The sequence below is a fragment of the Venatoribacter cucullus genome, assembly GCF_016132445.1.
Classification (GTDB): domain Bacteria; phylum Pseudomonadota; class Gammaproteobacteria; order Pseudomonadales; family Oceanobacteraceae; genus Venatoribacter; species Venatoribacter cucullus.
In genome coordinates this window covers 331,484-355,346 of the sequence record NZ_CP046056.1, presented here as the reverse complement: position 1 = coordinate 355,346, position 23,863 = coordinate 331,484, and the positions used below count along the sequence as shown (strand labels likewise).

General features: G+C 56.0%; 17 protein-coding genes. 9 read left to right on the top strand and 8 right to left on the bottom strand.

What is annotated here, in order from left to right; genetic code table 11:
- The first annotated feature begins 1 nt into the window (after position 1).
- From asd to GJQ55_RS01765, 3 genes are all read left to right on the top strand, one after another.
- Positions 2-877 carry an archaetidylserine decarboxylase gene (gene asd, locus GJQ55_RS01775; RefSeq protein ID WP_228345801.1) on the top strand — a complete coding sequence of 292 codons (876 nt, stop codon included), beginning with the start codon at positions 2-4 and terminating at the stop codon, positions 875-877.
- 144 nt (positions 878-1,021) lie between these two features.
- Positions 1,022-2,818, top strand: coding sequence for a hypothetical protein (locus GJQ55_RS01770; protein ID WP_228345800.1), 1,797 nt, complete (start codon positions 1,022-1,024; stop codon positions 2,816-2,818).
- 116 nt (positions 2,819-2,934) lie between these two features.
- Positions 2,935-5,028, top strand: a complete 2,094-nt coding sequence (locus tag GJQ55_RS01765) for an EAL domain-containing response regulator (RefSeq protein ID WP_228345799.1) — start codon at positions 2,935-2,937, stop codon at positions 5,026-5,028.
- A 60-nt stretch (positions 5,029-5,088) separates the two neighbouring features.
- Here GJQ55_RS01765 and serB read toward each other — a convergent pair whose 3' ends face one another.
- Positions 5,089-6,300, bottom strand: coding sequence for a phosphoserine phosphatase SerB (serB, locus tag GJQ55_RS01760; protein WP_228345798.1), 1,212 nt, complete (start codon positions 6,298-6,300; stop codon positions 5,089-5,091).
- Positions 6,301-6,332: 32 nt separating this feature from the next.
- Positions 6,333-6,503 carry a hypothetical protein gene (locus GJQ55_RS01755; RefSeq protein ID WP_228345797.1) on the bottom strand — a complete coding sequence of 57 codons (171 nt, stop codon included), beginning with the start codon at positions 6,501-6,503 and terminating at the stop codon, positions 6,333-6,335.
- 115 nt (positions 6,504-6,618) lie between these two features.
- Between GJQ55_RS01755 and GJQ55_RS01750 the strand changes: the two genes are divergently transcribed.
- The 3 genes from GJQ55_RS01750 to GJQ55_RS01740 all read left to right on the top strand — a co-directional run bounded on the left by GJQ55_RS01750 (position 6,619) and on the right by GJQ55_RS01740 (position 9,718).
- Entirely contained in the window at positions 6,619-7,995 is a 1,377-nt protein-coding gene (locus GJQ55_RS01750) for an adenylate/guanylate cyclase domain-containing protein (protein WP_228345796.1), read from the top strand.
- A 107-nt stretch (positions 7,996-8,102) separates the two neighbouring features.
- Positions 8,103-9,275 carry a porin family protein gene (locus GJQ55_RS01745; RefSeq protein WP_228345795.1) on the top strand — a complete coding sequence of 391 codons (1,173 nt, stop codon included), beginning with the start codon at positions 8,103-8,105 and terminating at the stop codon, positions 9,273-9,275.
- Positions 9,276-9,286: 11 nt separating this feature from the next.
- Entirely contained in the window at positions 9,287-9,718 is a 432-nt protein-coding gene (locus tag GJQ55_RS01740) for a type 2 periplasmic-binding domain-containing protein (RefSeq protein WP_228345794.1), read from the top strand.
- 51 nt (positions 9,719-9,769) lie between these two features.
- On the opposite strand, the gene GJQ55_RS01735 is transcribed toward GJQ55_RS01740, so the two are convergent.
- The 3 genes from GJQ55_RS01735 to GJQ55_RS13390 all read right to left on the bottom strand — a co-directional run bounded on the left by GJQ55_RS01735 (position 9,770) and on the right by GJQ55_RS13390 (position 13,970).
- Positions 9,770-10,345 (bottom strand): tRNA-uridine aminocarboxypropyltransferase, encoded by a 576-nt coding sequence (locus GJQ55_RS01735; protein ID WP_228345793.1) that lies wholly within the window; start codon positions 10,343-10,345, stop codon positions 9,770-9,772.
- Between the two features lie 2 nt (positions 10,346-10,347).
- Positions 10,348-13,218 carry an excinuclease ABC subunit UvrA gene (gene uvrA, locus GJQ55_RS01730; protein WP_228345792.1) on the bottom strand — a complete coding sequence of 957 codons (2,871 nt, stop codon included), beginning with the start codon at positions 13,216-13,218 and terminating at the stop codon, positions 10,348-10,350.
- A gap of 71 nt (positions 13,219-13,289) precedes the next feature.
- Positions 13,290-13,970 carry a LuxR C-terminal-related transcriptional regulator gene (locus GJQ55_RS13390; RefSeq protein ID WP_275944425.1) on the bottom strand — a complete coding sequence of 227 codons (681 nt, stop codon included), beginning with the start codon at positions 13,968-13,970 and terminating at the stop codon, positions 13,290-13,292.
- A 245-nt stretch (positions 13,971-14,215) separates the two neighbouring features.
- Here GJQ55_RS13390 and GJQ55_RS01720 point away from each other — a divergent pair, with 245 nt between their 5' ends.
- Positions 14,216-15,616 (top strand): MFS transporter, encoded by a 1,401-nt coding sequence (locus GJQ55_RS01720; RefSeq protein WP_228345791.1) that lies wholly within the window; start codon positions 14,216-14,218, stop codon positions 15,614-15,616.
- Positions 15,600-16,271: a single-stranded DNA-binding protein gene (gene ssb, locus GJQ55_RS01715; RefSeq protein ID WP_228345790.1), complete on the top strand. Its 672-nt coding sequence runs from the start codon at positions 15,600-15,602 to the stop codon at positions 16,269-16,271. Before GJQ55_RS01720 ends, ssb begins: the two co-directional genes overlap by 17 nt.
- A gap of 297 nt (positions 16,272-16,568) precedes the next feature.
- Here ssb and GJQ55_RS01710 read toward each other — a convergent pair whose 3' ends face one another.
- The 3 genes from GJQ55_RS01710 to ettA all read right to left on the bottom strand — a co-directional run bounded on the left by GJQ55_RS01710 (position 16,569) and on the right by ettA (position 19,475).
- Positions 16,569-17,237 carry a fumarylacetoacetate hydrolase family protein gene (locus tag GJQ55_RS01710; RefSeq protein ID WP_228345789.1) on the bottom strand — a complete coding sequence of 223 codons (669 nt, stop codon included), beginning with the start codon at positions 17,235-17,237 and terminating at the stop codon, positions 16,569-16,571.
- Positions 17,238-17,293: 56 nt separating this feature from the next.
- Positions 17,294-17,653 carry a PilZ domain-containing protein gene (locus tag GJQ55_RS01705; RefSeq protein ID WP_228345788.1) on the bottom strand — a complete coding sequence of 120 codons (360 nt, stop codon included), beginning with the start codon at positions 17,651-17,653 and terminating at the stop codon, positions 17,294-17,296.
- 160 nt (positions 17,654-17,813) lie between these two features.
- A complete protein-coding gene (gene ettA / locus GJQ55_RS01700; RefSeq protein WP_228345787.1) occupies positions 17,814-19,475 on the bottom strand; it encodes an energy-dependent translational throttle protein EttA in 1,662 nt (553 codons plus the stop codon).
- 169 nt (positions 19,476-19,644) lie between these two features.
- Here ettA and GJQ55_RS01695 point away from each other — a divergent pair, with 169 nt between their 5' ends.
- A complete protein-coding gene (locus GJQ55_RS01695) occupies positions 19,645-23,823 on the top strand; it encodes a sensor domain-containing protein (RefSeq protein WP_228345786.1) in 4,179 nt (1,392 codons plus the stop codon).
- Positions 23,824-23,863: the final 40 nt, after the last annotated feature.

The window sequence follows — 23,863 nt, the reverse complement described above, 5'->3', positions numbered from 1 at the left end:
TATGACATTTCAGCAAAAAGCATTTATTGCCCTGCAGTACCTGCTGCCGCAACACCTGTTATCCCGTCTGGTTGGCTGGCTGGCTGCCAGTGAAATCCGCTGGCTGAAAAACAGCTTTATCAATTTTTTTATCGACCAGTACGAAGTAAACATGGCGGAAGCCCGGCGCAAAAGCGCGGACGAATTCCGCTGTTTCAACGATTTTTTCACCCGCGAACTGGAAGACGGCGCCCGCCCGCTGGCCAGCGGTGATGGCGTTGTTGTGTCACCGGCGGATGGTGCGGTGTCGCAGCTGGGCGAAATCCGCAATGGCCGTATTTTTCAGGCCAAAGGTCAGGACTACTCGCTTACCGAACTGCTGGGCGGTGACAGCAAGCGCGCCGAAGCCTTTATGGGCGGTGAATTTGCCACCATTTATCTGTCACCCAAAGACTACCACCGCGTGCACATGCCCGTGACCGGTACGCTGCGCGAAGTGATCTACGTACCCGGCGATTTGTTTTCGGTTAACAAAACCACCGCCGAAAACGTACCGCGCCTGTTTGCCCGCAACGAACGCCTGGTGGCCATTTTTGATACCGAACACGGCCCTATGGCCATGGTACTGGTCGGTGCCATGATCGTGGCCGCCATTGAAACCGTCTGGGCCGGCCTGATTACCCCGCCGAAACGCGAACTGAAAGTGACCGACTTCAGCAACCCGCAACCCATCACCCTGCAGCAAGGGGAAGAAATGGGCCGTTTTCTGCTCGGTTCTACCGTGGTGCTGTGTTTTGGCAAAGATACCATCCGCTGGCAGGAAGGCTTGCAGGCTGACAGTCCGCTGCGCATGGGTGAAGCCGTTGCCATGGCAACCCGCACCGAAGCGGAAGACTGATACCCCGCAACAGGGACGAAAAGCGACAGCTGGCGTTAATTCGCTATACTGTTTGTGAATGTTTTGTTAACCGGTGGTACCTTGCCGCCTGAATCCGTAATTTTGTGAAGCGATTGCATGGACAGCCCGAACACACCAATACGATTGCACATACCCACAGCCTCGCAGAGCCGGTTGTCGTTCTGCGAAGGCCATGTTGACGGTATTACCCAGTGGGCCAGGGAACTGCCCATGGCCAATACCGGTGAGTCAGCACGCCAGTTATATCAGGCCGTGCGCGAACTGAACCAGTGGGAAACCGATCCGCTGCTGCGCTTCAAAATGCTGGAGGTGGTGCGGCCTTATGTCTATTCCATCTGCACCCTGCTGAATAAGCACTTCCTGCAGTCCTCAATTTCGCTGAATGACAAGCAGCTCAAAATTGCCAACCTCAGCCAGGCCATGCAAGGGCATCTGGCTACCGGCTATAAAATGGTGGTGGCGCATTGCCTCAGCGCACCGCTGAAAGACAGCGCTGAACGGCCGGCCAAAATGGTTACGCTGGCCATTCATCGTGCCATTGCCGACACCAGCCAAACCATGCTGCGGGCTTTTCAGCTGTACTGTCAGCCGCCCGAGCATGCCTGGCTGGAGATCAACCAGCTGTATTTGCTGGCCGAGATGAACCAGCTGCTGCAGTACAAAGTCAGCGACCGGCAAACCCGTTTTTTATCCACCTCCTGCATTCAGGATGTGTTTGTCCGGGCCCATTTACTGGGGGCCGCCAAGCCCAATAACCTGCGCCAGCAAGACCTCGCCGACCTGTACGAAGCCAGCGAGTTATGGGCCGAATCGGTCACCTTGTCAGCCGCTGATGACGAAAGCGCGCTGTTTATTATTAATCTGCACCGCGACCGTCCGGCCCAGTACCGGCAGCATCTGCGCGATGTACAGAAACCCATGTTCCGCAGCATGAACACCAGCCAGCTGGTGCAGGCACTGAAACACTGGGCCGCCAATCCTTCGTCCACCCACAACAGCATTACTGTGCCGGGCAAGCTCAGCGACAACCTGTTATCCCACGCCATTCAGGCCTGGGGTATCCATTGGCAGCGCTCATTCCGCCGCGCCCCCACCGAGGGTCAGCTGCGCCTGTGTATTGGCCTGTCCGCCACGCACTATTACAGTGCCGGACAGAAAGATTTTGAACGGGTGGTGGCGGGTATCAAGCCACAAACCCTGAGCGGTGACAGCGAACGCAGTCACCGCGCAGGACGTATGCCATCCATGCCATCCGATGACGTCTGGGATAATGCGTTCGATGCCGGCGGCTCACGGCTGGCCGAGAACAACAACCTCAACCTGAATGTGATTGAATTCATCAATAAACACAAAGGCAAAGAGGACGACGAAGAACACTCATTAAAGTATCCATCGCATCTGGCCACCCTTATCAACACCAGCCCCGGTGGTTATTGCGTGCATTGGGATGGTGATATTCCCCCCAGCATTCAGGCCGGTGAATTACTGGGGATTCAGGAAAAAGGCGTACGCCACTGGTCGGTGGGGGTCATTCGCTGGATCCGCCACATGCGCGATCAGGGCACCCAGCTGGGTATCGAACTGCTGGCACCGCGCGCCGAAGTGGGCGCTGTCCGCTTATTGCAAAAAACCGGCAGTAACGGCCCCTTTATGCGGGCGTTATTATTGCCGGCCATTAAAGCCATTGCCCAACCGGCAACCTTGTTGCTGCCCAGAATTCCGTTCCGCACCGGTAATAAAGTGGAATTGTTGTACCCGGCCTTACAAGGTCGTTTTCAGCTGACCCGCAGGTTAACCTCCACCAGCGGTTTCAGTCAGTTCCAGTTCCGTCAGACCGGTGCCGTCAGCGCCACCGGCCAGCTGCAGAATGCCCCCGGCCTGACCGAAGACGATTTCGACTCGATCTGGAACAAACTCTGAGAATAAAAAACCAATAACCGCCCTACAGGCGGGACAGAATCAACATTTGGCCGTACTGATCGTTTTATTTTCAGCACTGGTCTCTATAATTGCGTTTTCTTTGCCTTGAGGTGGTCATGTCCAGCCGGGAAACCTTGCATCTGCTACTGCTTACTCATACTCAAAATGAGGCTGAGAGCATTGTCAGCCTGTTGCGCAATTCCGGCAGTGCCACTCGCGCCCATCAGATTGAATCACTGGCCGACCTGAACGAACAGCTGCAGGAAAAATCCTGGGATTTATTACTAGCCTACCCGCAGATCGGCGATATTCGTTATGAAGAAATACTGCATCTGATCAAACGGCTGAACAAAGACCTGCCGGTCATTCTGCTGAACGACGAAGTCGATGCCATGCAAATGGAAGGCTGCATCCGCAAAGGCGCCTGCAGCATGGTGCCGGTTGATGAAAGCAATTTACTGCTGCTGGTGATCCAGCGTGAACTGCGCCACCTGCGCAGCCGCCGCGATGTGCGCATGCTGGAAGTACGGCTGCGCGATGCCGAAAAGCGCGGCCAGAGCCTGCTCGAAAGTTCCCGCGATCCGGTGGCTTATATTCACGATGGTATGCACGTTTATGCCAATAAAGCCTACCTGGATTTATTTGGTTACCCATCTGCGGAAGATCTGGAAGGCATGCCCATTATGGATATGCTCGATACCGCCGCGCAGAGCGAGTTCAAACAATTTCTGAAAACCCTGCAACAAGACAGCAACCAGCGTCTTGAATTCAGCAGCACCGGTATCAATGGCAAAGGCCAGCCTTTTGCTATGCGCATGAGCTTTGCTCCGGCCAGCTATGCCGATGAAGAATGTACTCAGGTAGTCATCAACACCAGCAGCGGCAACGCTGATCTGGAAGAAAAACTGCGCGAAATAAACAGCCGTGATCTGCTTACCGGCCTGTATAACAAGCCGTTCCTGATCGGCCAGCTGGAACAGGCCGTCGATAAAGCGGTTATGAAAGACGCCCACGGTGGCGTGCTGTACATCAATATTGACCAGTTCGGCAAAATCAAAAGCAATGTCGGCATCAGCCACGCCGATACCGTCATTGTCGAAGTCGCCCATGCCTTAAAAGCACGCCTGTCGGAACAGGACACCCTGGCCCGCATCGGCGAAGATATTTTCTGCTGTCTGCGCATGGACAGCGATGCCGACGCCATACTGAAGCTGGCCGAAAATCTGCGCGACACCATCGAACACCTGCTGATCGAAATCGGCAACCGCACGGTAACGGCAACGGCCAGTATCGGCGTAGCCCTTATTTCCGATACCAGCTCGCGGCCGGACGATATTCTGCAACAGGCACACCATGCAGCCGATGAAGTACGCAAAGAAGCTGACACCATCCGCGGCAATGGTGTGCATTTATTTGTGGCCAAAGAGCAACACGAAGAAAAACACGCGCAGAACCTGCAGAAAACGCTTACCGACGCCATCCGCAGCAACAGCTTCCGCCTGCTGTTCCAGCCGATGATCAGCCTGCGTGGTGATGAAACCGAACATTACGAAACCCTGTTGCGGCTGAAAATGCCGGACGGTGATGAGCTTTCAGCCGGGCAATTTTTCAGCGACCCGTCGGTATCGGATGAGCTGAAGCGAAAAATTGACCGCTGGGTGGTTTTACACACCACCAAATTGCTCAGCGAACACCGCGCCAAAGGCCATAACACCCGCATGTTTATTAACCTGTGCGGTGCCTCGCTGGCAGATGAAGCCTTGCCGGGCTGGATTGGTGTCGCCATTAATGCCGCTAACCTGCCCAAAGGTTCCGTGGTCTTCCAGTTCCACGAAGACGACGCCAGCCGCATGCTGAAACAGGCGCAGGACTTCAGCCACGGCCTGCAGGAAAAAGGCATTCCGACAGCCCTCAGCCGTTTTGGCTGTGCGCTGAATCCGCTGCATATCCTCAAGCATCTGGCCGTTTCTTACGTCAAAGTGGACGGCTCCTTTACTCAGGAGCTGAGCAATGCCGATGCGCAAAAACATCTGAAAGAATTACTGACTCAGCTGCATGAAGAAGAAAAACTCACCATCGTGCCTTTGGTAGAAAGCGCTACATCTGTGGCGTCACTGTGGCAAATGGGCGTGCACTTTATTCAGGGCTACTATGTACAGGCGCCACAGTCAGCGCTGAGTTTTGACTTCAGCGATGACAGCGAAATGTAAAAAGAAAGTGGCATAAATATGAAGTGATAAAAAAGGCCGGAAACTTCCGGCCTTTTTTATTTATTCCTGAATATCGCGGTCGCGATAACCCAGCAAATACAGAATACCGTCCAGTCCCAGCGTGCTGATAGCGTTCTTGGCATTTTCACGCACCAGCGGTTTGGCCCGGAAGGCAATGCCCAGACCGGCAATGCTCAGCATCGGCAAATCGTTGGCACCATCGCCCACGGCAATGGTCTGCTCCAGCCGGATACCTTCTTTGGCTGCCAGTTCGCGCAGCAATTCCGCCTTACGCTTACCATCCACCACCTGCCCGGTCACCCGGCCGGTAACAATACCGTCTTCCATTTCCAGCTCATTGGCAAAGACATAATCAATGCCCAGCTTGTCCTGCAGGTAACGACCGAAATAATTAAAACCACCGGATAAAATAGCGGTTTTATAACCCAGCGCGCGCAGATTGCGGATCAGACGCTCAGCCCCTTCGGTAACCGGCAAACGCTCGGCAATGCCTTGCAGCACATCACCGCGCAGGCCTTTTAATAGCGCCACGCGCTGCTCAAAACTCTGAATAAAATCCAGTTCGCCCTGCATGGCCCGCTCGGTAATGGCTGACACCTGCTCACCCACACCGGCTGCGGCCGCCAGCTCGTCGATGACTTCGGCTTCAATTAAGGTGGAATCCATATCGAAACACACTAAGCGGCGGGTACGGCGATAGACATCGTCTTCCTGGAAGGCAATATCAACGCCCAGATCATTGGCGACCTGCAGAAACTGCGCCCGCATCACACTCTGGTCGGCGTCACCGCGTACGGAGAACTCGACACAGGCGCGGGTATTCTGCTCGGCCTGAGTCAGGGATACCCGGCCGGATAAGCGGTTAATCTGATCAATATTCAGACCGTGTGCGGCCACAATGGCGGTAACCCGGGCAATGGCTTCGGCCTCAATGGTACGCGCCAGCAAGGTAATAATATGCCGGGGTTTCCCCTGCCCCTGCACCCAATGCTCATAGCTTTCCGGTGTTACCGGCGTAAAACGCACCGATAACCCCAGCTCATGCGCACGGAATAATACGTCTTTTAATACCGAGCCGGATTCCGCCCGGGAAGGGATGGCAGCCAGAATACCCAGCGATAAAGAATCGTGGATTTCGGCCTGGCCAATATCAAGAATCGTCACACCATGCAGCGCCAGAATTGCGCTGATGTTCGAGGTCAACCCGGGCTTATCCGCCCCAGTCACACGGATTAACACCAATTCGGTCACGGATAAGTTCCTGCGGTTCCCGGGTAAGTCGTTCAGAGCTTGGCTGCGTCAGCTTTGGCCGCGGCCACCACTGCGCGCAATTCTTCGATCAGCTCTACGGTTTCGTGCACAGACAGTGCGCGAACACGGTCCAAGCTCATCAGGAACAGACCTTTTTCCAGTTGTTGCAGTTTGTCTTGCAGTGACTGTTTCACGTCGCTCATGGTGAATCCCCATCAGTAAATTTGAATACTTGGCCTGCAGGATGGCTGCCTTTTCGCTGGCGCCCACTGAGGCGGCGCATATAATACCACCAATACCAAGGAAATCTCCGTCTGTTTGAGTAATCACATGACCACTGACCGCCTGTTTGGGCAAAAGCTGAATCTGAGTCAAATTTCCGGGCTGTTGGCCGCCGCACTGGTGCTGTTAACCGGCCTGCTGATCAGCTGGCTCACCTGGTCACACCTGCAGGATCAGCTCAGCCTGCGTCTGCAGCAGGATGCCCAGCGCCAGCTGCAACGCTTAACCGTTACCATCGCGCCCAGCCTGCTGCAACAGGACCGGGTCAGCATCAGCGTCACGCTGCAGGAATGGGTACGTGGTCCGGAACTGGACGCTATCCGGGTGTTGAATAACAACCAGCAGGTGATTGCCGAAAGCGGCCGCGCCGGTGCCAACAGCGTTGAAATCAGCCAGCCGGTTACCCAGGATGACGTTGCCATTGGTGTTTTGCGGGCCGATCTGAATCTGCAGCCGGCCCGGCAAACCGCCGGTCGTTATCTGGCCCTCGGAATGATTGCCACCGCCTTTTGTGCCTTGCTGGCCGGGCTGGCGGTTCTGACGCTGGCTGAGCGTTATCTGGGTTATGTTCGCCAGTTACAACAACGTCTGCAGCACTGGCAACAAGACACCAGCGCTTTACTGGAACTGCCGGCCAGCCCGGCCCTGGGAGAATTACAGGAACTGCATCAGACCTTGTCGGCACTGGCCCGCCAGCAGCACCAGCAACAGGCCATTCAGCAGGCTCTGGCCCGCTTCAGCGCCGGCGGCGCACCGGCCGCCAGTGCCCGCCTGCAATATCATGACTGCGCCATGCTGTTTATTGAAATTGAAGATCTCGACAGCCTGCAGGCCAGCCTCAGCGCCGAAGAACTGACCGATAACCTGAATCGCTATTACCGCCTGCTGACCCAGGCCGCCAAGCTTTATAACGGCAAACTTGACCGCTATATCGGCAATGGCGCGGTGATGTTGTTCGGCATGAGCGGCAACCACAGCAGTGAAGAACGTAACCACCATGCGCTGCATTGTCTGTATGCCGCCCAACTGTTTCTGGGCCTGATCCGTAACTGCCGGCCCGAGCCACAAACCCCCTGCATCCGCTTCCGGCTGGCGGCGCACTGGGGGCCGGTGTTACTGGCACCTCTGACCACCGACAACAGCACCACTCACTGCAACCTGATTGGCGACACCCTGCACTGGGCTGCCCACCTGGCGCACCACAGCCAGAATCAGGAACTGCTGGTCAGCGCCACACTGCACGCCGAAATCCAGCCGCAGGATAACCTGCTCTGGCGCTGCGGTCCGGATCTGACCGATCTGCACGGCCGGCCGCAACAAAATTACTGGCTGCAACAGTTACCGGAAAAGCAGCAGTCGCTGATCAGCCGGCAAATCCGCCATATCACGGCCATGACCGCCACGTCCGAATAACCGGCGTTTACGGCCAGCACAATACCCCTGAAATTCCAGCCGCATGGCTGGAAAAAATGTTTTTCTGAACTAGGGTTAAGCGCAAACCAACCATAGAGGAACAGACCATGGTTCTGAAAAAAACCGGCCTGGCCGCTGCCGTATTACTGGCCGGCAGCCAACTGGCCTACGCCAACGACCTGAACATCAACGGCTTTATTAACGTCACCGGCGGCGTGCTGTCGAACGACAAGATCAGCCTGGACGGCTACGACGACAACCCGTCTTTCGACCAGGGCACATTAATGGGCCTGCAAATGTCGAAGAAGGTGAATGACAGCACCTCCGCCACCGTACAACTGGTCTCCCGTGGCAGTGAAGATTACAAAACCGAAGCGTCCTGGGCCTACATTACCTACGCCCTGAACAACGACACCGATATCCGTGCCGGTCGTCTGCGTACCCCCTTCTTCTATTATTCCGATTTCCTCGAAGTCGGTTACGCCTTTAATTGGGTACGTCCGCCGTCATCGGTTTACCGCTTAGATGGTTTATCGTCCATTACCGGCGTCGACATTACTCACCGCTTTAACATCGGTAATGTCGATGGCTCAGTGCAGGTCTATACCGGTCGTTATAACGACGATTTCGCTCTGAACGGCGATACCTATGAGGTGGAACTGCGTAACACCCTCGGTGCGGTATTCAGCCTGAACCAGGGCAATTTCGGGGCGCGGGTCAGCTACCATCAGGCGGATTTGAGTTTCGATGCTGAAGCCGCTGCAACCGGACGCGCACTGGATCGATTGTTGTTTACTGCAACCAACTTTGGCGTTGGTACTGCTTTCACCCCACAAGAAGACCAGTCCAAGTTTTATCAGGCGTCCTTAACCTGGGATAACGGCAGCACTGCCTTAATCGCCGAGTGGACTGCCCTGAAACACGACACCGCCGCATTGTTAGATGATCAGGCCTGGTTGATTTCTGCGGCACAGCGCTACGGCGACGCCACGGTGCATCTGACCTACAGCGTAACAGAAGACGATCTGAAATCCGGCACCGTCGGTACCGTACAGAAGTTTGCCGAAAACAAAGATGCCCGCATTATTCTGGGCCTGCGTTACGATTACGACAGCAGTACCGCGCTGAAATTTGAAGTACAGCATGTAGACCAGGATAGCGCTTCAAACAGGGGTGATGCTTTAAAAGCCAACCCCGCGCTTGGAGCTGCTGCTGCCAACCTCCCGATGGATAATAATTCCGGCTTCCTCTACACCGTTGGCATGAGCCTGGTATTTTAAGGAGAACGACCATGACTGTATTAAAATCCTTCTCCAAACTGCTTATCGTACTGACGTTGTTTATCGGTGCTATGGCACAGGCTGAAGTGGCCGTAATTGTCAGCGCCAGCAATGGCAACGGCAGCCTGGACAAAGACACCATTGAACGGATTTTCCTGGGCAAAACCGCCAGTTTCCCTGATGGCTCTCAGGCCATTCCGGTAGACCAGAACGAAGGCAGTGCTGCCCGTGAAGCCTTTAACGACAAAGTGCTGGGCAAAAGCTCTAGCCAGTTAAAAGCCTACTGGTCACGGCTGATTTTTACCGGCAAGGGCACCCCACCGAAAGAATCCGGCAGCGATGCTGACGTGGTGGCTTTGGTGGCCAAGAACCCGAATCTGGTCGGCTATGTCGATGCTGCTGCCGTCGATGGTTCGGTTAAAGTGGTGTACAAATTCCAGTAATGGAATCGCGCTATTACCGCTAAAAAAAGCGCCGCATTTGCGGCGCTTTTTTTATGGTTTTTTATGGCCAAACTGCAACTGCTGCTGCACCAGGGCATCCAGTACAGCCAGCGTATTGTCATACTGGCCGGCCGGGTGCAGAGCGTTCAGCGCCAGTACCGTCGCTTCCAGAGTCGATACGCCATCAGCCCGCGGTGACGTGCGAATGGCATAGCGGCCAGGCTGCTGCGGCTGTAAGGCCAGATGGGGTAAGTCGGTTAACCAGGGATTATTCAGCAGCATTTTTTTCACTTTGCGCCAGGTGCCATCCAGCACGATCAAACACCGCACGTCAGCATAGTATTCGGTCGCTAACACAGGCTTATGGGTCAGCGGATACAGCAAAGCGGTATTGGCCATGGCCGTATCGCCCAGCACCTCAGCCGCAGAAAAAACCTCACCCACCAGTAACCGGCTGTCGGGAAAACTGCGCTGCAATAACGGCACCGTGGATAACGGATGCCGGGCCTCGTGCTTGTCCTGCAGAATCATCAGCGTCAGCCCGGGTGGCAAAGCGCGCGGCTGCAACGCCGCGCACAGGCACACCGATTGCGGGCGGCCACAGCCACGGCAAACCAAACGTTTCACGATCAGCGCTTGGTCTTTTTCTTGCCAGTGGTTGCTGCCACCGGTGCTGCCGCCAGCATCGTTTTAAGGAAGCGGCCGGTGTGCGACGCGGGGTTATCCGCCACCTGTTCCGGCGTGCCTTCGGCAATAATAAACCCGCCTTTCGAACCGCCTTCCGGGCCCATATCCACCAGCCAGTCGGCGGTTTTAATCACGTCCAGATTGTGTTCGATAATCACCACGGTATTACCGTGGTCGCGCAGGCGGTGCAGCACGTCCAGTAATTGCTGAATATCATGGAAATGCAGGCCGGTGGTCGGCTCATCCAGGATGTACAGCGTCTGGCCGGTGTCGCGTTTGGACAGCTCTTTGGATAATTTGACCCGCTGTGCTTCGCCGCCCGATAAGGTGGTGGCCGCCTGCCCCAGCCGGATATAACTGAGGCCCACATCCATTAAGGTTTGCAGTTTGCGCGCCACCGCCGGAATAGCATCGAAGAAGGTGCGGGCATCTTCCACCGTCATTTCCAGTACTTCGTGGATATTCTTGCCTTTGTAGCGGATATCCAGTGTTTCGCGGTTGTAACGCTTGCCTTTGCACACATCACAGGGCACATAAATGTCGGCCAGGAAGTGCATTTCCACTTTAATCACACCATCGCCCTGACAAGCCTCACAGCGGCCACCACGGACGTTAAAAGAAAAACGCCCGGCTTTATAGCCCCGCGCGCGGGCTTCCTGGGTACCGGCAAATAAATCCCGTACCGGGGTAAAAATACCGGTGTAAGTCGCCGGGTTGGAACGCGGTGTGCGGCCAATCGGACTTTGATCAATATCCACCACTTTATCCAGCTGCTTCAGGCCGACAATGCTGTCATGCTCAGCTGCTTTTAACGTAGTCGCACCATTCAGCGCCGTGGACGCCAGCGGGAATAACGTGCGGTTAATTAAAGTCGATTTACCAGAGCCCGAGACGCCGGTCACGCAAGTCATTAAACCCAGCGGAATGGTTAAATCAACGTTATTCAGGTTGTTACCGCGCGCGCCTTTTAAAGTCAGCACCTTATCTTTATTAAAAGGCACCCGCTGCGCCGGTATTTCAATACGACGCTTACCCGACATAAATTGCCCGGTAATGGAATTGGGGTTGGCAAATACCTGCTCTGGTGTGCCTTGCGCGATGACCTGGCCGCCATGTACGCCAGCACCGGGGCCGATATCAATTAAATGATCGGCGCTGCGAATGGCATCTTCATCATGTTCCACCACCAACACGGTATTGCCCAGATCGCGCAGATGGAACAGGGTTTTTAACAAACGGTCGTTGTCGCGCTGATGCAGACCAATGGACGGCTCATCCAGGATATACATAACGCCCACCAGCCCGGCACCAATTTGTGACGCCAGCCGGATACGCTGAGCTTCGCCACCGGAAAGCGTATCGGAGCTGCGGCTTAAACTTAAATATTCCAGCCCCACGTTCACCAGAAACCGTAAACGCTCACGGATTTCTTTCAGAATTTTTTCGGCAATTTCACCACGATGGCCGGCCAGATGCAGCTGATTAAAATAGTCCAGCGCCTGCTCTACCGGCATGGTGGTGCAGCCATGAATATTTTTATCGCCGATAAAGACATGGCGGGCTTCGGTACGCAACCGCGAGCCTTCACAGGCCGGACAAGGCTGCACACTTAAATATTTGGCCAGTTCTTCCAGCACCATTTGCGAGTCGGTTTCGCGGTAACGGCGCTCTAAATTGGGCAGCACCCCTTCAAAGGGATGCGATTTAACAATGCTGTCGCCGCGGGAGTTGATGTAGCTGAAATTGACGGCATCATCGCCGCTGCCGTACAGCAATAATTCCCGCTGCCGGGCTGATAATTTGGCAAAGGGTTTATCAATATCAAATCCGTAATGGTCGGCCACCGACGTAAGCATCTGGTAATAATAAATACTGCGCCGGTCCCAGCCGCGAATAGCACCTTCGGCAATACTCAGGCTGGCATCCTGCACCACCAGATCGGGGTCAAAATATTGTTTTACCCCCAAACCATCACAGCCACTGCAGGCACCGGCCGGGTTGTTAAACGAAAATAAGCGCGGCTCCAGTTCCTGCAGGCTGTAACCACAATGCGGACAGGAAAATTGTGAAGAAAATAATAAAGGGGCGGCGGCGGCGTCATCCATAGAAGCCACCAGCGCAATACCACCGCTCAGCTCCAGGCAGGTTTCCAGCGATTCCGACAACCGCTGCTCAATACCTTCCTTAATTTTAAAGCGGTCTACCACCACTTCGATGCTGTGTTTTTTTCGTTTATCCAGCTCGGGGGTATCGTCCAGATCACACACCAGCCCATTCACCCGTACGCGGATAAAGCCCTGCGCCCGCAGGCTTTCAAAGATATGCAGGTGCTCGCCTTTGCGGTCACGTACCACCGGCGCCAGAATCATAAACTTGCCGTCTTCCGGCAGATCCATAATGGCATCCACCATCTGGCTGACCGTTTGTGCCTCCAGCGTAACGTCATGTTCCGGACAACGGGGTGTGCCGACCCGGGCAAACAACAGGCGCAGATAATCGTAGATTTCTGTAACGGTACCAACGGTTGAGCGCGGGTTGTGAGATGTGGATTTCTGCTCGATGGAAATGGCGGGCGACAGACCTTCAATCAGATCGACATCGGGCTTTTCCATCATCGACAGGAACTGACGGGCGTAAGTCGACAGCGATTCAACATAACGCCGCTGCCCTTCGGCATAGAGGGTATCAAACGCCAGCGAAGATTTGCCGGAACCGCTTAAACCAGTGATCACCACCAGCTTGTCGCGGGGAATATCCAGATCGATGTTCTTAAGGTTGTGGGTGCGCGCCCCGCGTACCTGAATCTTGTCCATAACCGCTCATCACAGGAGTAAAGCAGCCATTGTAGAGCAAGCAGGGGTTGGGTTCAGCAGCCACAGGGAAGTTATTCCACCGCTTCGTGCAACAGTTCTTCCATGTACTCCTTGGCCCAGTTCACGGCCTGGATGCGATTGGCCACGCCAATCTTTTTGAACAGGTTATAAATATGGGTTTTTACCGTATGCATGCTGACATTCAGCTGATCGGCAATTTCGCTGTTAGTGGCACCGGTAGCGGTTAAGCGCAGAATCTGTTTTTCGCGGCGGGTCAGGACTGTGTCAGAGATCCCCATACGGCGCGGTTTCTGCCGGGTACGCTGCAGGTAATCGGCCACCAGCTGACGCGGCAGCCAGTATTCACCATCGAACAGGGCCAGAATACCTTTGCATAATTGCTGCTGGGTGCTGTCGCGGTAAAACAATCCGGTCACCATCGGCCAGACCAGCATCCGCTCAACCGGGTGTGACTCCGGCACATTAAAAAAGGCCACCCGTAAATCCAGCGGCTGCTCATAAATTTGCTCCAGCAGATCCTGTAAGCGTTCCGGGCGGGCCATTTCGGCATCAATCAGCACCAGTATTTTATTACCCTGGCGCGTCCACTCCGGTTGCCAGGCGGCCTGGGTGATCAGCTGACAGTCAACCTGCGCACGCTGATGGATGTAGCCGATGAGAATGGAATTCTGCAGATTCTGCTGACCAAACAGCAGCACATGCTGGCGGGGAGAATTGATCTTTTTATCCATAATTTATATCTCCGTTATAATTTTGATTCCATGAGTGATCTTCCGCGATCAAGGCTGGCAGTGTAGAAAAAACAACCAGAAATATCACCCCTGCACAGCCGTCATTCCCGCTAACCGGCACAATTTGTCCCACCAGCGGCAAGATTCCTGCCTGCCATTCCTGTCAGCCAACGGGGCTGATAGGCGCAACCGAAAACTGTTAGACTTGCCGCCCTTTATTCCGACAATCTGATCAATAACCGCTTATGTCTGACCCGTATTCCCAATCGTTACCAGCAGCGGATGAGCGCAGCCCGGCCGAACGTCGTGCCGTATCGTCACTGGCGTCCTTATACGCTCTGCGCATGCTCGGTCTGTTTATGGTGCTGCCGGTGCTGGTTACCGAAGGCCAGCACCTGAACGGCGCCACCGCCAGCCTGCTCGGTTTAGCCATGGGGGTGTATGGTTTAACCCAGGCCCTGCTGCAGATTCCGGCCGGCACCCTGTCTGACCGTATCGGCCGTAAACCGGTGATTATCGGCGGCTTGCTGATCTTTGCCCTCGGCAGCCTGATCGCGGCAATGGCCGACAGTATCTGGATGCTGATTGCCGGCCGCGCGTTGCAGGGTGCGGGGGCCATTGCCAGTGCCATTATGGCGCTGGTCACTGATCTCACCCGCGAACAGCACCGCATGAAAGCCATGGCCTTTATCGGCGCCAGCATCGGCATGGCGTTTTCCGTCGCTCTGGTACTGGGGCCATGGCTGGCCGGGCTGGGTGGTTTACCGCTGATTTTTGGCGTCACCGGCGTACTGGCGCTGGGCGGCATCGTGGTTACCCTGACCCTGATTCCCAACCCGCCACGCCTTACCCACCGCGATTCTACGGCGGTCTGGAGTGATGTGCTGGTGCAGGCCCGTAACCGCCAGCTATGGCCACTGAACAGCGGTATTTTTCTGTTGCATGCCTTAATGGTGGCCGTGTTTGTCGCCATTCCTGCCCATTTATTACAGCTGGGACTGAGTACAGCGCAGCACGGCTGGCTGTACCTGCCGGTGTTACTGCTGGCCTTTGTACTGATGGTGCCCTTTATTATCGTGGCCGAGAAAAAGCGCCGCATGAAAAGTGTGGTTCTCACTGGTGCCCTGATGATTGCTGCCAGTCTGTTACTGATGGCGCTGGCCACCTCGTTATGGCATTGGGCACTGGTGTTACTGCTGTATTTCTGGGGCTTTAATCTGATGGAAGCCAGCCTGCCCTCCTGGCTCAGTAAGGTCGCCCCGGCCGGCGCCAAAGGCAGCGCGATGGGCATTTACTCCAGTCTGCAGTTTTTTGGCGCCTTTGTTGGCGGGGCGCTGGGCGGCTGGCTGCTCAGCCATTATGGCAGCAGCGCAGTATTTGTCGGGTTAGGGGCTTTAATGGTACTTTGGGCGCTGTATTTATCCCGCTGCCCGGCACCTCCCTATCTGACCAGCATCCGCCTTGTCAGCCACGGCTGCAGTGGGGAGCAACTCCAGCGCCTGCAGGCGTTGCCGGGGGTTGCTGAAGTCAGTGTGCTTGCCAGTGAAGGCGCCATTTATCTGAAAGTGAGTGCCGATGCCTTCGATTATGAAGCGGCGTTGGCCATTATCGAAACAACAGGAGAAAAGCATGGGTCGCAGCGTTAACAAAGTGACACTCATTGGTACTCTGGGACGTGACCCGGAAGTTCGTTATATGCCCAACGGCAACGCCGTGGCCAACGTCAACCTGGCCACCGACGAAAGCTATAACGACAAAACCACCGGCCAGAAGGTTGAACAGACCGAATGGCACCGCATTACTGTGTACGGCAAGCTGGCAGAAATTTGCCAGCAGTATCTGAAAAAGGGCTCGCGCGCCTACTTTGAAGGCCGCCTGCGCACCCGCGAATGGGAAAAAGACGGTGTTAAGCGCTACACCACTGAAATCATCGCCAACGACATGATGATGCTGGATCGTGCCAGCGACAACATGGGGTCTTACAGCGCCCCGGCCGCCATGATGAACAATCAGAATACTGCCCCAATGCAGTCAGCCCCGATGCAGGCCGCGCCAATGGCGGCGGCACCAATGGGCGGCATGCCGCCGCAGGGTTACCAGCAGGCACCGCAGGCTGCGCCGCAAATGGCCCCAAAACCAGCTCCGCAGCAGGCGGCACCTCAGGCTGCTCCGGGTGGTTATCAGCAGCCGCCGCAACAACAGCCCTACCAGGGTGGTTATCAGCAGCCGCAGGGCATGCCGCAAGCCGCGCCGCAGCAAGGCAATAACTTTGACGATTTTGACGATGACATTCCGTTCTGAATGAACTAAATCGTTTTTATTGCCCGATCAGGCCAGCGTCATGCTGGCCTTTTATGCCGAAGGAAAGGTTACTGTTATTTCCGGCGAAATACTCATAGCCAGCTAATACTCCTCCCCTGGAGGCCGGTATAATCATCCGACCTTATCTTTTTTATTTCTTAATTCGGGATCAGACCATACTTCGTCAATTCAGCATCCGTTTTCGCCTGACCTCTTTGATTGTCCTGCCCTTGTTTATTCTGATTGCCGTTTTCAGCCTGATGCTGAACCGCATGAAATCGTCAGGATCAACCTTTCTCAGTGCGGCGCAGCCGTAACGCGGGTGCAGACTGACAGCCAGTCCTGCAGGTTCAGTTGCAGTTCGTCACCGGCGGCTAACGGGCCAACGCCGGCCGGGGTGCCGGTCATAATCACATCACCGGGATTCAGGGTAAAAATCCGGCTGATATAAGCAATCAGCGGCAGTATAGGGAACAGCATGGCGTTGCTGCTCCCCTGCTGCTGCAACACAGCGTTGCGCGTCAGGGTCAGGTTCAGATCCTGCCAGTTCTGCACCCTGGTGGCATTCACAAAGCCGGTCAACGGGCAGGCGCCATCGAAAGCTTTGGCAATTTCCCAGGGGTGGCCTTTGCTTTTCAACCCGTCCTGTACATCACGCAATGTCAGATCCAGCCCCAGGCCAACCCCGGCAATGGCGGCGACAACGGCACTCTCATCGGCGTTCTGCAGGCGCTGACCAATGAGTACAGCAATTTCCAGTTCGTGATGCACGGCGCCACGGTCGGTGGGAATGGCAAAGGCCGGCTCAACCGGAACCGCGGCATCGGCCGGTTTGATAAACAGAATAGGGGCAGACGGCACCGGATTATTCAGTTCTTTGGCGTGCTCGGCGTAGTTGCGGCCAACACAGACCATTTTGCCGACGCTATGGGGAAAAGGCTGACCATCAAGAATGGGGATAAACATAAGAAAACGGCCTGAAGAAAACAGGCCGTTACTGTAACGCAAAGTGCCGGGGATGGTCAGTGAGGAATGCGCAGCAGTTCACCAAGCTCGCGGTTCAGCTGCAGCGGATCGGTCATATTCAGCTCCAGCAGCCGGCGCAGCGACGTCATGCTGTCAATGTCCATGGAATCACAGGCACAACCGACCAAGTCTTCATCAATATGCACCAGCGAGCAGTGCATTTCGATCAGCTCCTGCGGCGTCAGCACCAGCGTCACCGACAGCTGTTGCTCCAGCCGCCAGTTCACATCTTCCGGCCGCACCAGCAAAATGCCGCGCAGGCTGATATCCAGACAATGGGTTTCGTACTGCTGACCTTCGGTCTCAACCAGCACGCGCTGCAGAAAATGCACGCGCTGGAATTGGCGCTGTTCCATGATTCCTTCCTGTATTTTGAGTCTTTACAGGTTTAGACGGAAATTGCAGAAGTGCAAGGGCGCGGAGAGTCGTTCAGGGTTCGGCGTTGAGGGTTCAGCGTGCTCGGCAGCCACGCCCAACGCCCAACGCCCAACGCCCAACGCCCAACGCTCAACGACTTTACGCCAACCGCTTGTACTTCATGCGCTTCGGCGCGGCATCAGCACCCAGACGCTTCTTACGGTCGGCTTCGTACTCGGTGTAGTTACCTTCAAAGAAAGTCACTTTCGAGTCGCCTTCGTAGGCCAGAATGTGGGTGGCAATACGGTCGAGGAACCAGCGGTCGTGCGACACCACCATCACGGTGCCCGGGAAGGCGTCGATGGCTTCTTCCAGCGCCCGCAGGGTTTCTACGTCGAGGTCGTTGGACGGTTCGTCCAGCAGCAGCACGTTAGCGCCCTGCTTCAGGGTATAAGCCAGTTGCAGACGGCCACGCTCACCACCGGACAGCTCGCCCACGCGCTTCTGCTGATCGCCGCCTTTGAAGTTAAAGCGACCGATGTAGGAGCGGCTGGGGTAGTCTTTGCCGTTGATGTTGATCATGTCCATGCCGTCGGAAATGGATTCCCACACGGTTTTCTTGTCGTCCAGCTCATCGCGCAGCTGTTCCACAAAGGCCAGTTTCACGGTTTCACCGATCACCACAGAACCGGAATCCGGTTGCTCGGTACCGGCAATCATGCGGAACAGGGTCGATTTACCGGCACCGTTACCACCGATGATGCCGACGATGGCGCCCGGCGGTACGGTGAAGCTCAGGTCGTCGATCAGCACGCGGTCGCCGTAGGCTTTGGTGACGTTATGGAACTCGATCACCTTGTCGCCCAGACGCGGGCCTGGCGGAATGTAGATTTCGTTGGTTTCGTTTCGGGCCTGGAACTCGCGGGAGTTCATTTCCTCGAAGGCGGCCAGACGCGCCTTGGACTTGGCCTGACGACCCTTGGCACCTTTACGCACCCATTCCAGCTCGTGCTTGATGGCTTTGGCGTGCGCTTCTTCCTGTTTCTTTTCCTGCTCTAAACGCTGTTCTTTGGTTTCCAGCCAGGTGGTGTAGTTGCCCTGATACGGAATACCGTGGCCACGGTCGAGTTCCAGAATCCACTCGGCACAGTTATCCAGGAAGTAACGGTCGTGGGTAATGGCCACCACGGTGCCCGGGTACTCTTCCAGGAACTGCTCCAGCCAGCCCACGGATTCGGCATCCAGGTGGTTGGTCGGTTCATCGAGCAGCAGCATGTCCGGCTTGGACATCAGCAGACGGCACAGCGCCACCCGGCGGCGCTCACCACCGGACAGTTTGGTGACGTCGGCATCCCAGGGCGGCAGACGCAGAGCATCGGCGGCCACTTCCATCTGACGTTCCACATCGTGGCCACCAGTGGCTTCGATAAAGGCTTCCAGCTGGCCCTGTTTTTTTGCCAGCGCATCGAAATCGGCATCCGGCTCGGCGTAGGCGGCGTACACCGCATCCAGTGCGGCGCGGGCGTCCATCAGCTCGCGCAGGCCATCTTCGACGTTGCCTTTCACATCTTTATTCGGGTCCAGCTCCGGTTCCTGCGGCAGGTAGCCGATCTTCAGATCCGGCTGCGGGCGGGCTTCACCAATAATATCGGTATCCAGGCCAGCCATAATCTTCAGCAGGGTGGACTTACCGGAGCCGTTCAGGCCCAGTACGCCGATCTTGGCGCCAGGAAAAAAGGATAACGAAATGTCGCGCAGAATCTGGCGTTTGGGCGGTACAATTTTGCCCAGACGGTTCATAGTGAATACATATTGAGCCATGTAAAAAGGTCCTCGTTGCAATTGCCGGCAAAGCTACTCAAAACAGACCGGGATAGCAACCGCACCCGGTCCGGCGGCATGCGCCGTATTTTGGCGCAACTCGTCACAAGGCCATCACAATGGCTATACTGTGGCGGATTCCGCTAATAACAAACACATACGGATTGCCATGTCATTGCCTTTCCAGCGTGCCGAAGAGGCCCGCGCCTCGTTGTCGTCTTCACGCCTGAACCTGCCGTTGCTGCTGCTCAGCTTTGTATTTCTGGCGGCCATTCTGCTGTACAGCACCTACAGCCAGTGGCAGCAGGAGCAACAGCGCTTTACGCAGGAAGTAAAACTGACACTGGATAATTACGTACGCCAGGCCGGCCAGCTGGCGCAGGCAGGCCACCACACCAATATGATGTTCAGCCGTGGCTACCGCGATGAATTCAGCCGGGCCATCACCAATGAAGCCGGCGCCACCGACGCCCTGTGGGCAGAAATGCAGCAGGCCATTTATAACCTGACTGGTTTCTGGGTGCTTAACGCCGCCGATATGACAGTAATGGTGGCTCATGGCCCGGCCCTGCACGCCGATGAACTGCAGGATATCCGGGCTGAAGTCCTCAGCCTGAGCGACCAGCAAGGCGCCTTTATGCTGCGCTATGGCCAGCAGGCCGGCTTCTACTTTTATAACCGTTTTGAAGATAACGACGGTCAGCCCCACTATTTTATTAATCGGCGCACCTACAGTAACCAGGCCGGCATCATTCACGACGGGGATTTCGGCGGCTTTGAGATGCTGCTGATCGACACCCGCAACGACGCCATTATTGTGCGCCACAACTATTACGCCGACACCCGTAATCCGCCCCATCTGCAGCCGGCCGACCAGGATCGTATTCTGTATCGCTTATCCATTCCGCTGATGCACTGGGATGTGGCCGCGCTGCCGGTAAAAAGCACCCTGCAGCAAATGGCCCGTGACCGGCTGCTGCCACCGCTGCTGATTCTGCTGCTGTTCAGCGTTCTGACCGGGGTTTTATGGTGGGTGCTGCAGCGCCAGGAACGGCGGGCCCAACAGCTGGATGCCGAACGCCGGAATACCCAGCGCCGGGCCGAGCGGGCTTTGAACGCTATTAATGACGCCTACATATCCACCGATGCCAGCGGTGTTATTGATTACATCAACCCCAGAGCCGAAGCATTGCTGCGGGCACTGGGTTGTGAACAGAGCCTGGGACACCGCCTGAGCGAAATCTGGCCAGACCCGGCCGCGCTGTGGAACCGGGGGCTGTGTGGCGAGGCCGCCGAACAGCTTGACGCCAGCCAGCGACAACTGCGCCTGCACCACGGAGCGCAGGAGCGCATTCTGGAGCAAATCTGCAACCCCCTGCACGAAGGCAGCCGCCGCACCGGTGTGGTCTGGTTGCTGCGTGATATTACCGAGGCGGTTTATGCCCGCCAGGCCATCGAAGAGAGTCAGCAGCGCTACAAAGCCCTGTTCGATGAAGCCAGTGTCGGCCACTGCCTGCTCGACATCCGCGACTTTATTAACAATGAAGGGGATATCCGCCCGCTCAGTTTTAACCAGGCCGCGGTGCGCATGATGCAGGCCAGCGATCCCGCCCAGCTGCTGGATGAATACGCCAATCTGACGTTACCGCAATACGAAGAAATCCGTCAGACCCTGAAACGCGCTCTGGAACTGCAGCTGCAGACCACCGAGCTGGAACTGGAACTGAAAACCTTCAGCGGTGAAACCCGCAATTTCTGGATCAATCTCAGCCTGCGCTCCGGTACCGATGGCCAGGCACTGGCCAGCATCATCGACGTAACCGAACAAAAACGCAGTGTTGAAAAAATCCGCGAACAGGAAGCCTTCTGGGCGCGGGTAATGGAAGCCATGCCCGATGTGGTGTACGTCATTGAGCTGGACGACAACCTGCACAACCGCATTGTGTACCGTAACCGCACCCTGGCCGCCCTGCTGGGTTACGACGAGACCAGCAGCAATGGCAATAACTGGATTCAGTACGCCGCCTCAGAAGACACTGAGCGTTTCACTGCCGCCATGGCCGAAAACCGCCGCCTGAAAATGGGCCAGACGCGGGAAGCCGTGGCCCGCTTCCGTCATGCCAATGGCAGCATCCGCATCATAAAATTCCGCGATACGCCGTTTCGGCTGGATGCCAACGGCAACGTTGACCGCTACATCGGCACCGCCCGTGACGTCACGGAAGATTTTGAACAGCAGGAACTGATTCTGGAATCCGAACGCCGCTACCGCCTGCTGGCGGAGAACATCAGTGACGTGATCTGGGCCACCGATGTGCATCTGAACTTCAACTTTGTCAGCTCGTCGGTAGAAACCATTCTCGGTTACAAGCCCGACGAGCTGCTGCGGGTCGGGGTTAAAGCCATTTTCAAACACGCCGACGTCCGTTCCATTACGCGTAAAATCCGCGTCGAGCTGGCCAAAGCCATGGAACAGCCGGAACAGGCCCGGCAGCGCCAGCTGATTGTGCGCAAAGACGTACTGGCCACCAATAAACAAGGCGCCGAAGTGTTACTGGAGCTGCAGGCCAGCCCGTTATGGAACGATAACGGCGAACTGCAGGGCATTATCGGCATCTGCCGTGATGTTGGCGAAGCCCGGCAACTGGAGAGCGAGCTGCAACTGGCGGCCGAAGTGTTTGATAACAGTAACGAAGCCATCCTCATTACCGACCCGCAGCTGCGGATCGTGAAAACCAACCAGGCCTTTGCCGGCATTACGGGCTACCGCAATGAGGATGTGCTGGGTAAAACCCCGGATTTCCTGATTGCTACCGAACAGCACGAAGCACACTTTTTCACCATGATCGGCGAATCCCTGGTGGTCGACGGTTACTGGCAAGGGGAGGTGTCTTACCGCCGCGCCAATCACGACATCCGCACCGGCTGGGCCGGTATCAGTGCGGTACGCGACAAGCATCATAATGTGCAGAGCCTGATCATCATTGTGTCCGACATTACCGAACGCAAAGTCATTGAAGAGCGCATTCACAAACTGGCCTATTACGATCCGCTCACCGGTCTGCCCAACCGCAGCCAGCTGAATGAACGCTTAAACAGCATGCTGGACGATGTGCGCAGCCATGACCAGGCGCTGGCGCTGCTGTTTATTGACCTTGACCGCTTCAAGCCGATTAACGACTCCATGGGTCATCCGGCCGGTGATCAGGTACTGAAAGACGTCGCCCTGCGCCTGCAAAGCTGCGTGAAAAAACACGACCTGGTGTGCCGTATGGGCGGCGATGAATTCACCATCGCCATCGGTGGTCAGCAGAGTCCGGAAAGCGCCGCCGACACGGCGGTGAAAGTGGCCGAACGGATTCTGTATGCCTTAAACCAACCCTACTTCCTTGATCAGCGTGAAGTCTTTATCAGCGCCAGTATTGGTATTGCGGTCTATCCCAACGATGGCGACAGTGTGATTGAACTGCTGAAAAACGCCGACATGGCCATGTACCACGCCAAAGACCTCGGCCGCGACAACGTGCAGTTCTACAACGAAGCCATGAACCGTAAAGCCGTACAGCGGCTGGAACTGGAAAACGACCTGCGCCATGCCCTCGACCGCGGCGAACTGGAACTCTATTACCAGCCGCAGTATCAGGCCGCCAGCGGTCGTGCCATTGCCGCTGAAGCCTTGCTGCGCTGGCACCACCCCCAGAAAGGCACCATTCCGCCGGGGCTGTTTATTCCCATTATTGAAGATACCGGCATGATTATGCCGATTGGCCAATGGGTTCTGGAACAGGCCTGCCGCCAGCTGGCGCGCTGGCAGCAACAGGGGATTCAGCTGCAGCGTATTGCTGTTAACGTCTCGGCGCGGCAATTCCGTCAGGAAGATTTCCTCAACGTGGTGCGCAACGCCATTGAGCGGGCCGGTATCCGTGCCGACCAGCTGGAGCTGGAGCTGACCGAAAGCATTCTGATTGACGATATTGAACACACCCTGGACGTGCTCAGCGGCCTGCGCAGCCTCGGCGTGCGTACGTCCATTGACGATTTCGGTACCGGCTACTCGTCGCTCAACTATCTGAAGCAGTTCCCGGTAGACACCCTGAAAATTGACCGCAGCTTTATTCAGAACCTGCCCGGTAACGCCGACGACGCCCAGATTACCCGCACCATTATTGCCATGGCGCACAACCTCGGTATGGGCGTGATTGCCGAAGGGGTGGAAACGCCGGAACAGCTGCAATTCCTGATTTTTGCCCGCTGTGAAGAAGTGCAGGGCTTCCTGTTCAGCAAACCGCTGCCCCAGGATGCCTGCCGGCAACTGCTGCTGGAAGGCCAGACGCCCGGCTCAGCCTGAACAGAATTCAGCCACAACATGACAGGAACTCAAGTGCCAC

Excerpts from the sequence above, each read along its gene's own strand:
- ssb (WP_228345790.1), top strand. The coding sequence starts at position 15,600 with ATGGGTCGCAGCGTTAACAAAGTGACACTCATTGGTACTCTGGGACGT.
- GJQ55_RS01720 (WP_228345791.1), top strand. The coding sequence starts at position 14,216 with ATGTCTGACCCGTATTCCCAATCGTTACCAGCAGCGGATGAGCGCAGC.
- GJQ55_RS01755 (WP_228345797.1), bottom strand. The coding sequence starts at position 6,503 with ATGAGCGACGTGAAACAGTCACTGCAAGACAAACTGCAACAACTGGAA.
- GJQ55_RS01765 (WP_228345799.1), top strand. The coding sequence starts at position 2,935 with ATGTCCAGCCGGGAAACCTTGCATCTGCTACTGCTTACTCATACTCAA.
- GJQ55_RS01745 (WP_228345795.1), top strand. The coding sequence starts at position 8,103 with ATGGTTCTGAAAAAAACCGGCCTGGCCGCTGCCGTATTACTGGCCGGC.
- GJQ55_RS01740 (WP_228345794.1), top strand. The coding sequence starts at position 9,287 with ATGACTGTATTAAAATCCTTCTCCAAACTGCTTATCGTACTGACGTTG.
- GJQ55_RS01705 (WP_228345788.1), bottom strand. The coding sequence starts at position 17,653 with ATGGAACAGCGCCAATTCCAGCGCGTGCATTTTCTGCAGCGCGTGCTG.
- GJQ55_RS01710 (WP_228345789.1), bottom strand. The coding sequence starts at position 17,237 with ATGTTTATCCCCATTCTTGATGGTCAGCCTTTTCCCCATAGCGTCGGC.
- asd (WP_228345801.1), top strand. The coding sequence starts at position 2 with ATGACATTTCAGCAAAAAGCATTTATTGCCCTGCAGTACCTGCTGCCG.
- uvrA (WP_228345792.1), bottom strand. The coding sequence starts at position 13,218 with ATGGACAAGATTCAGGTACGCGGGGCGCGCACCCACAACCTTAAGAAC.
- GJQ55_RS01695 (WP_228345786.1), top strand. The coding sequence starts at position 19,645 with ATGTCATTGCCTTTCCAGCGTGCCGAAGAGGCCCGCGCCTCGTTGTCG.
- ettA (WP_228345787.1), bottom strand. The coding sequence starts at position 19,475 with ATGGCTCAATATGTATTCACTATGAACCGTCTGGGCAAAATTGTACCG.
- GJQ55_RS13390 (WP_275944425.1), bottom strand. The coding sequence starts at position 13,970 with ATGGATAAAAAGATCAATTCTCCCCGCCAGCATGTGCTGCTGTTTGGT.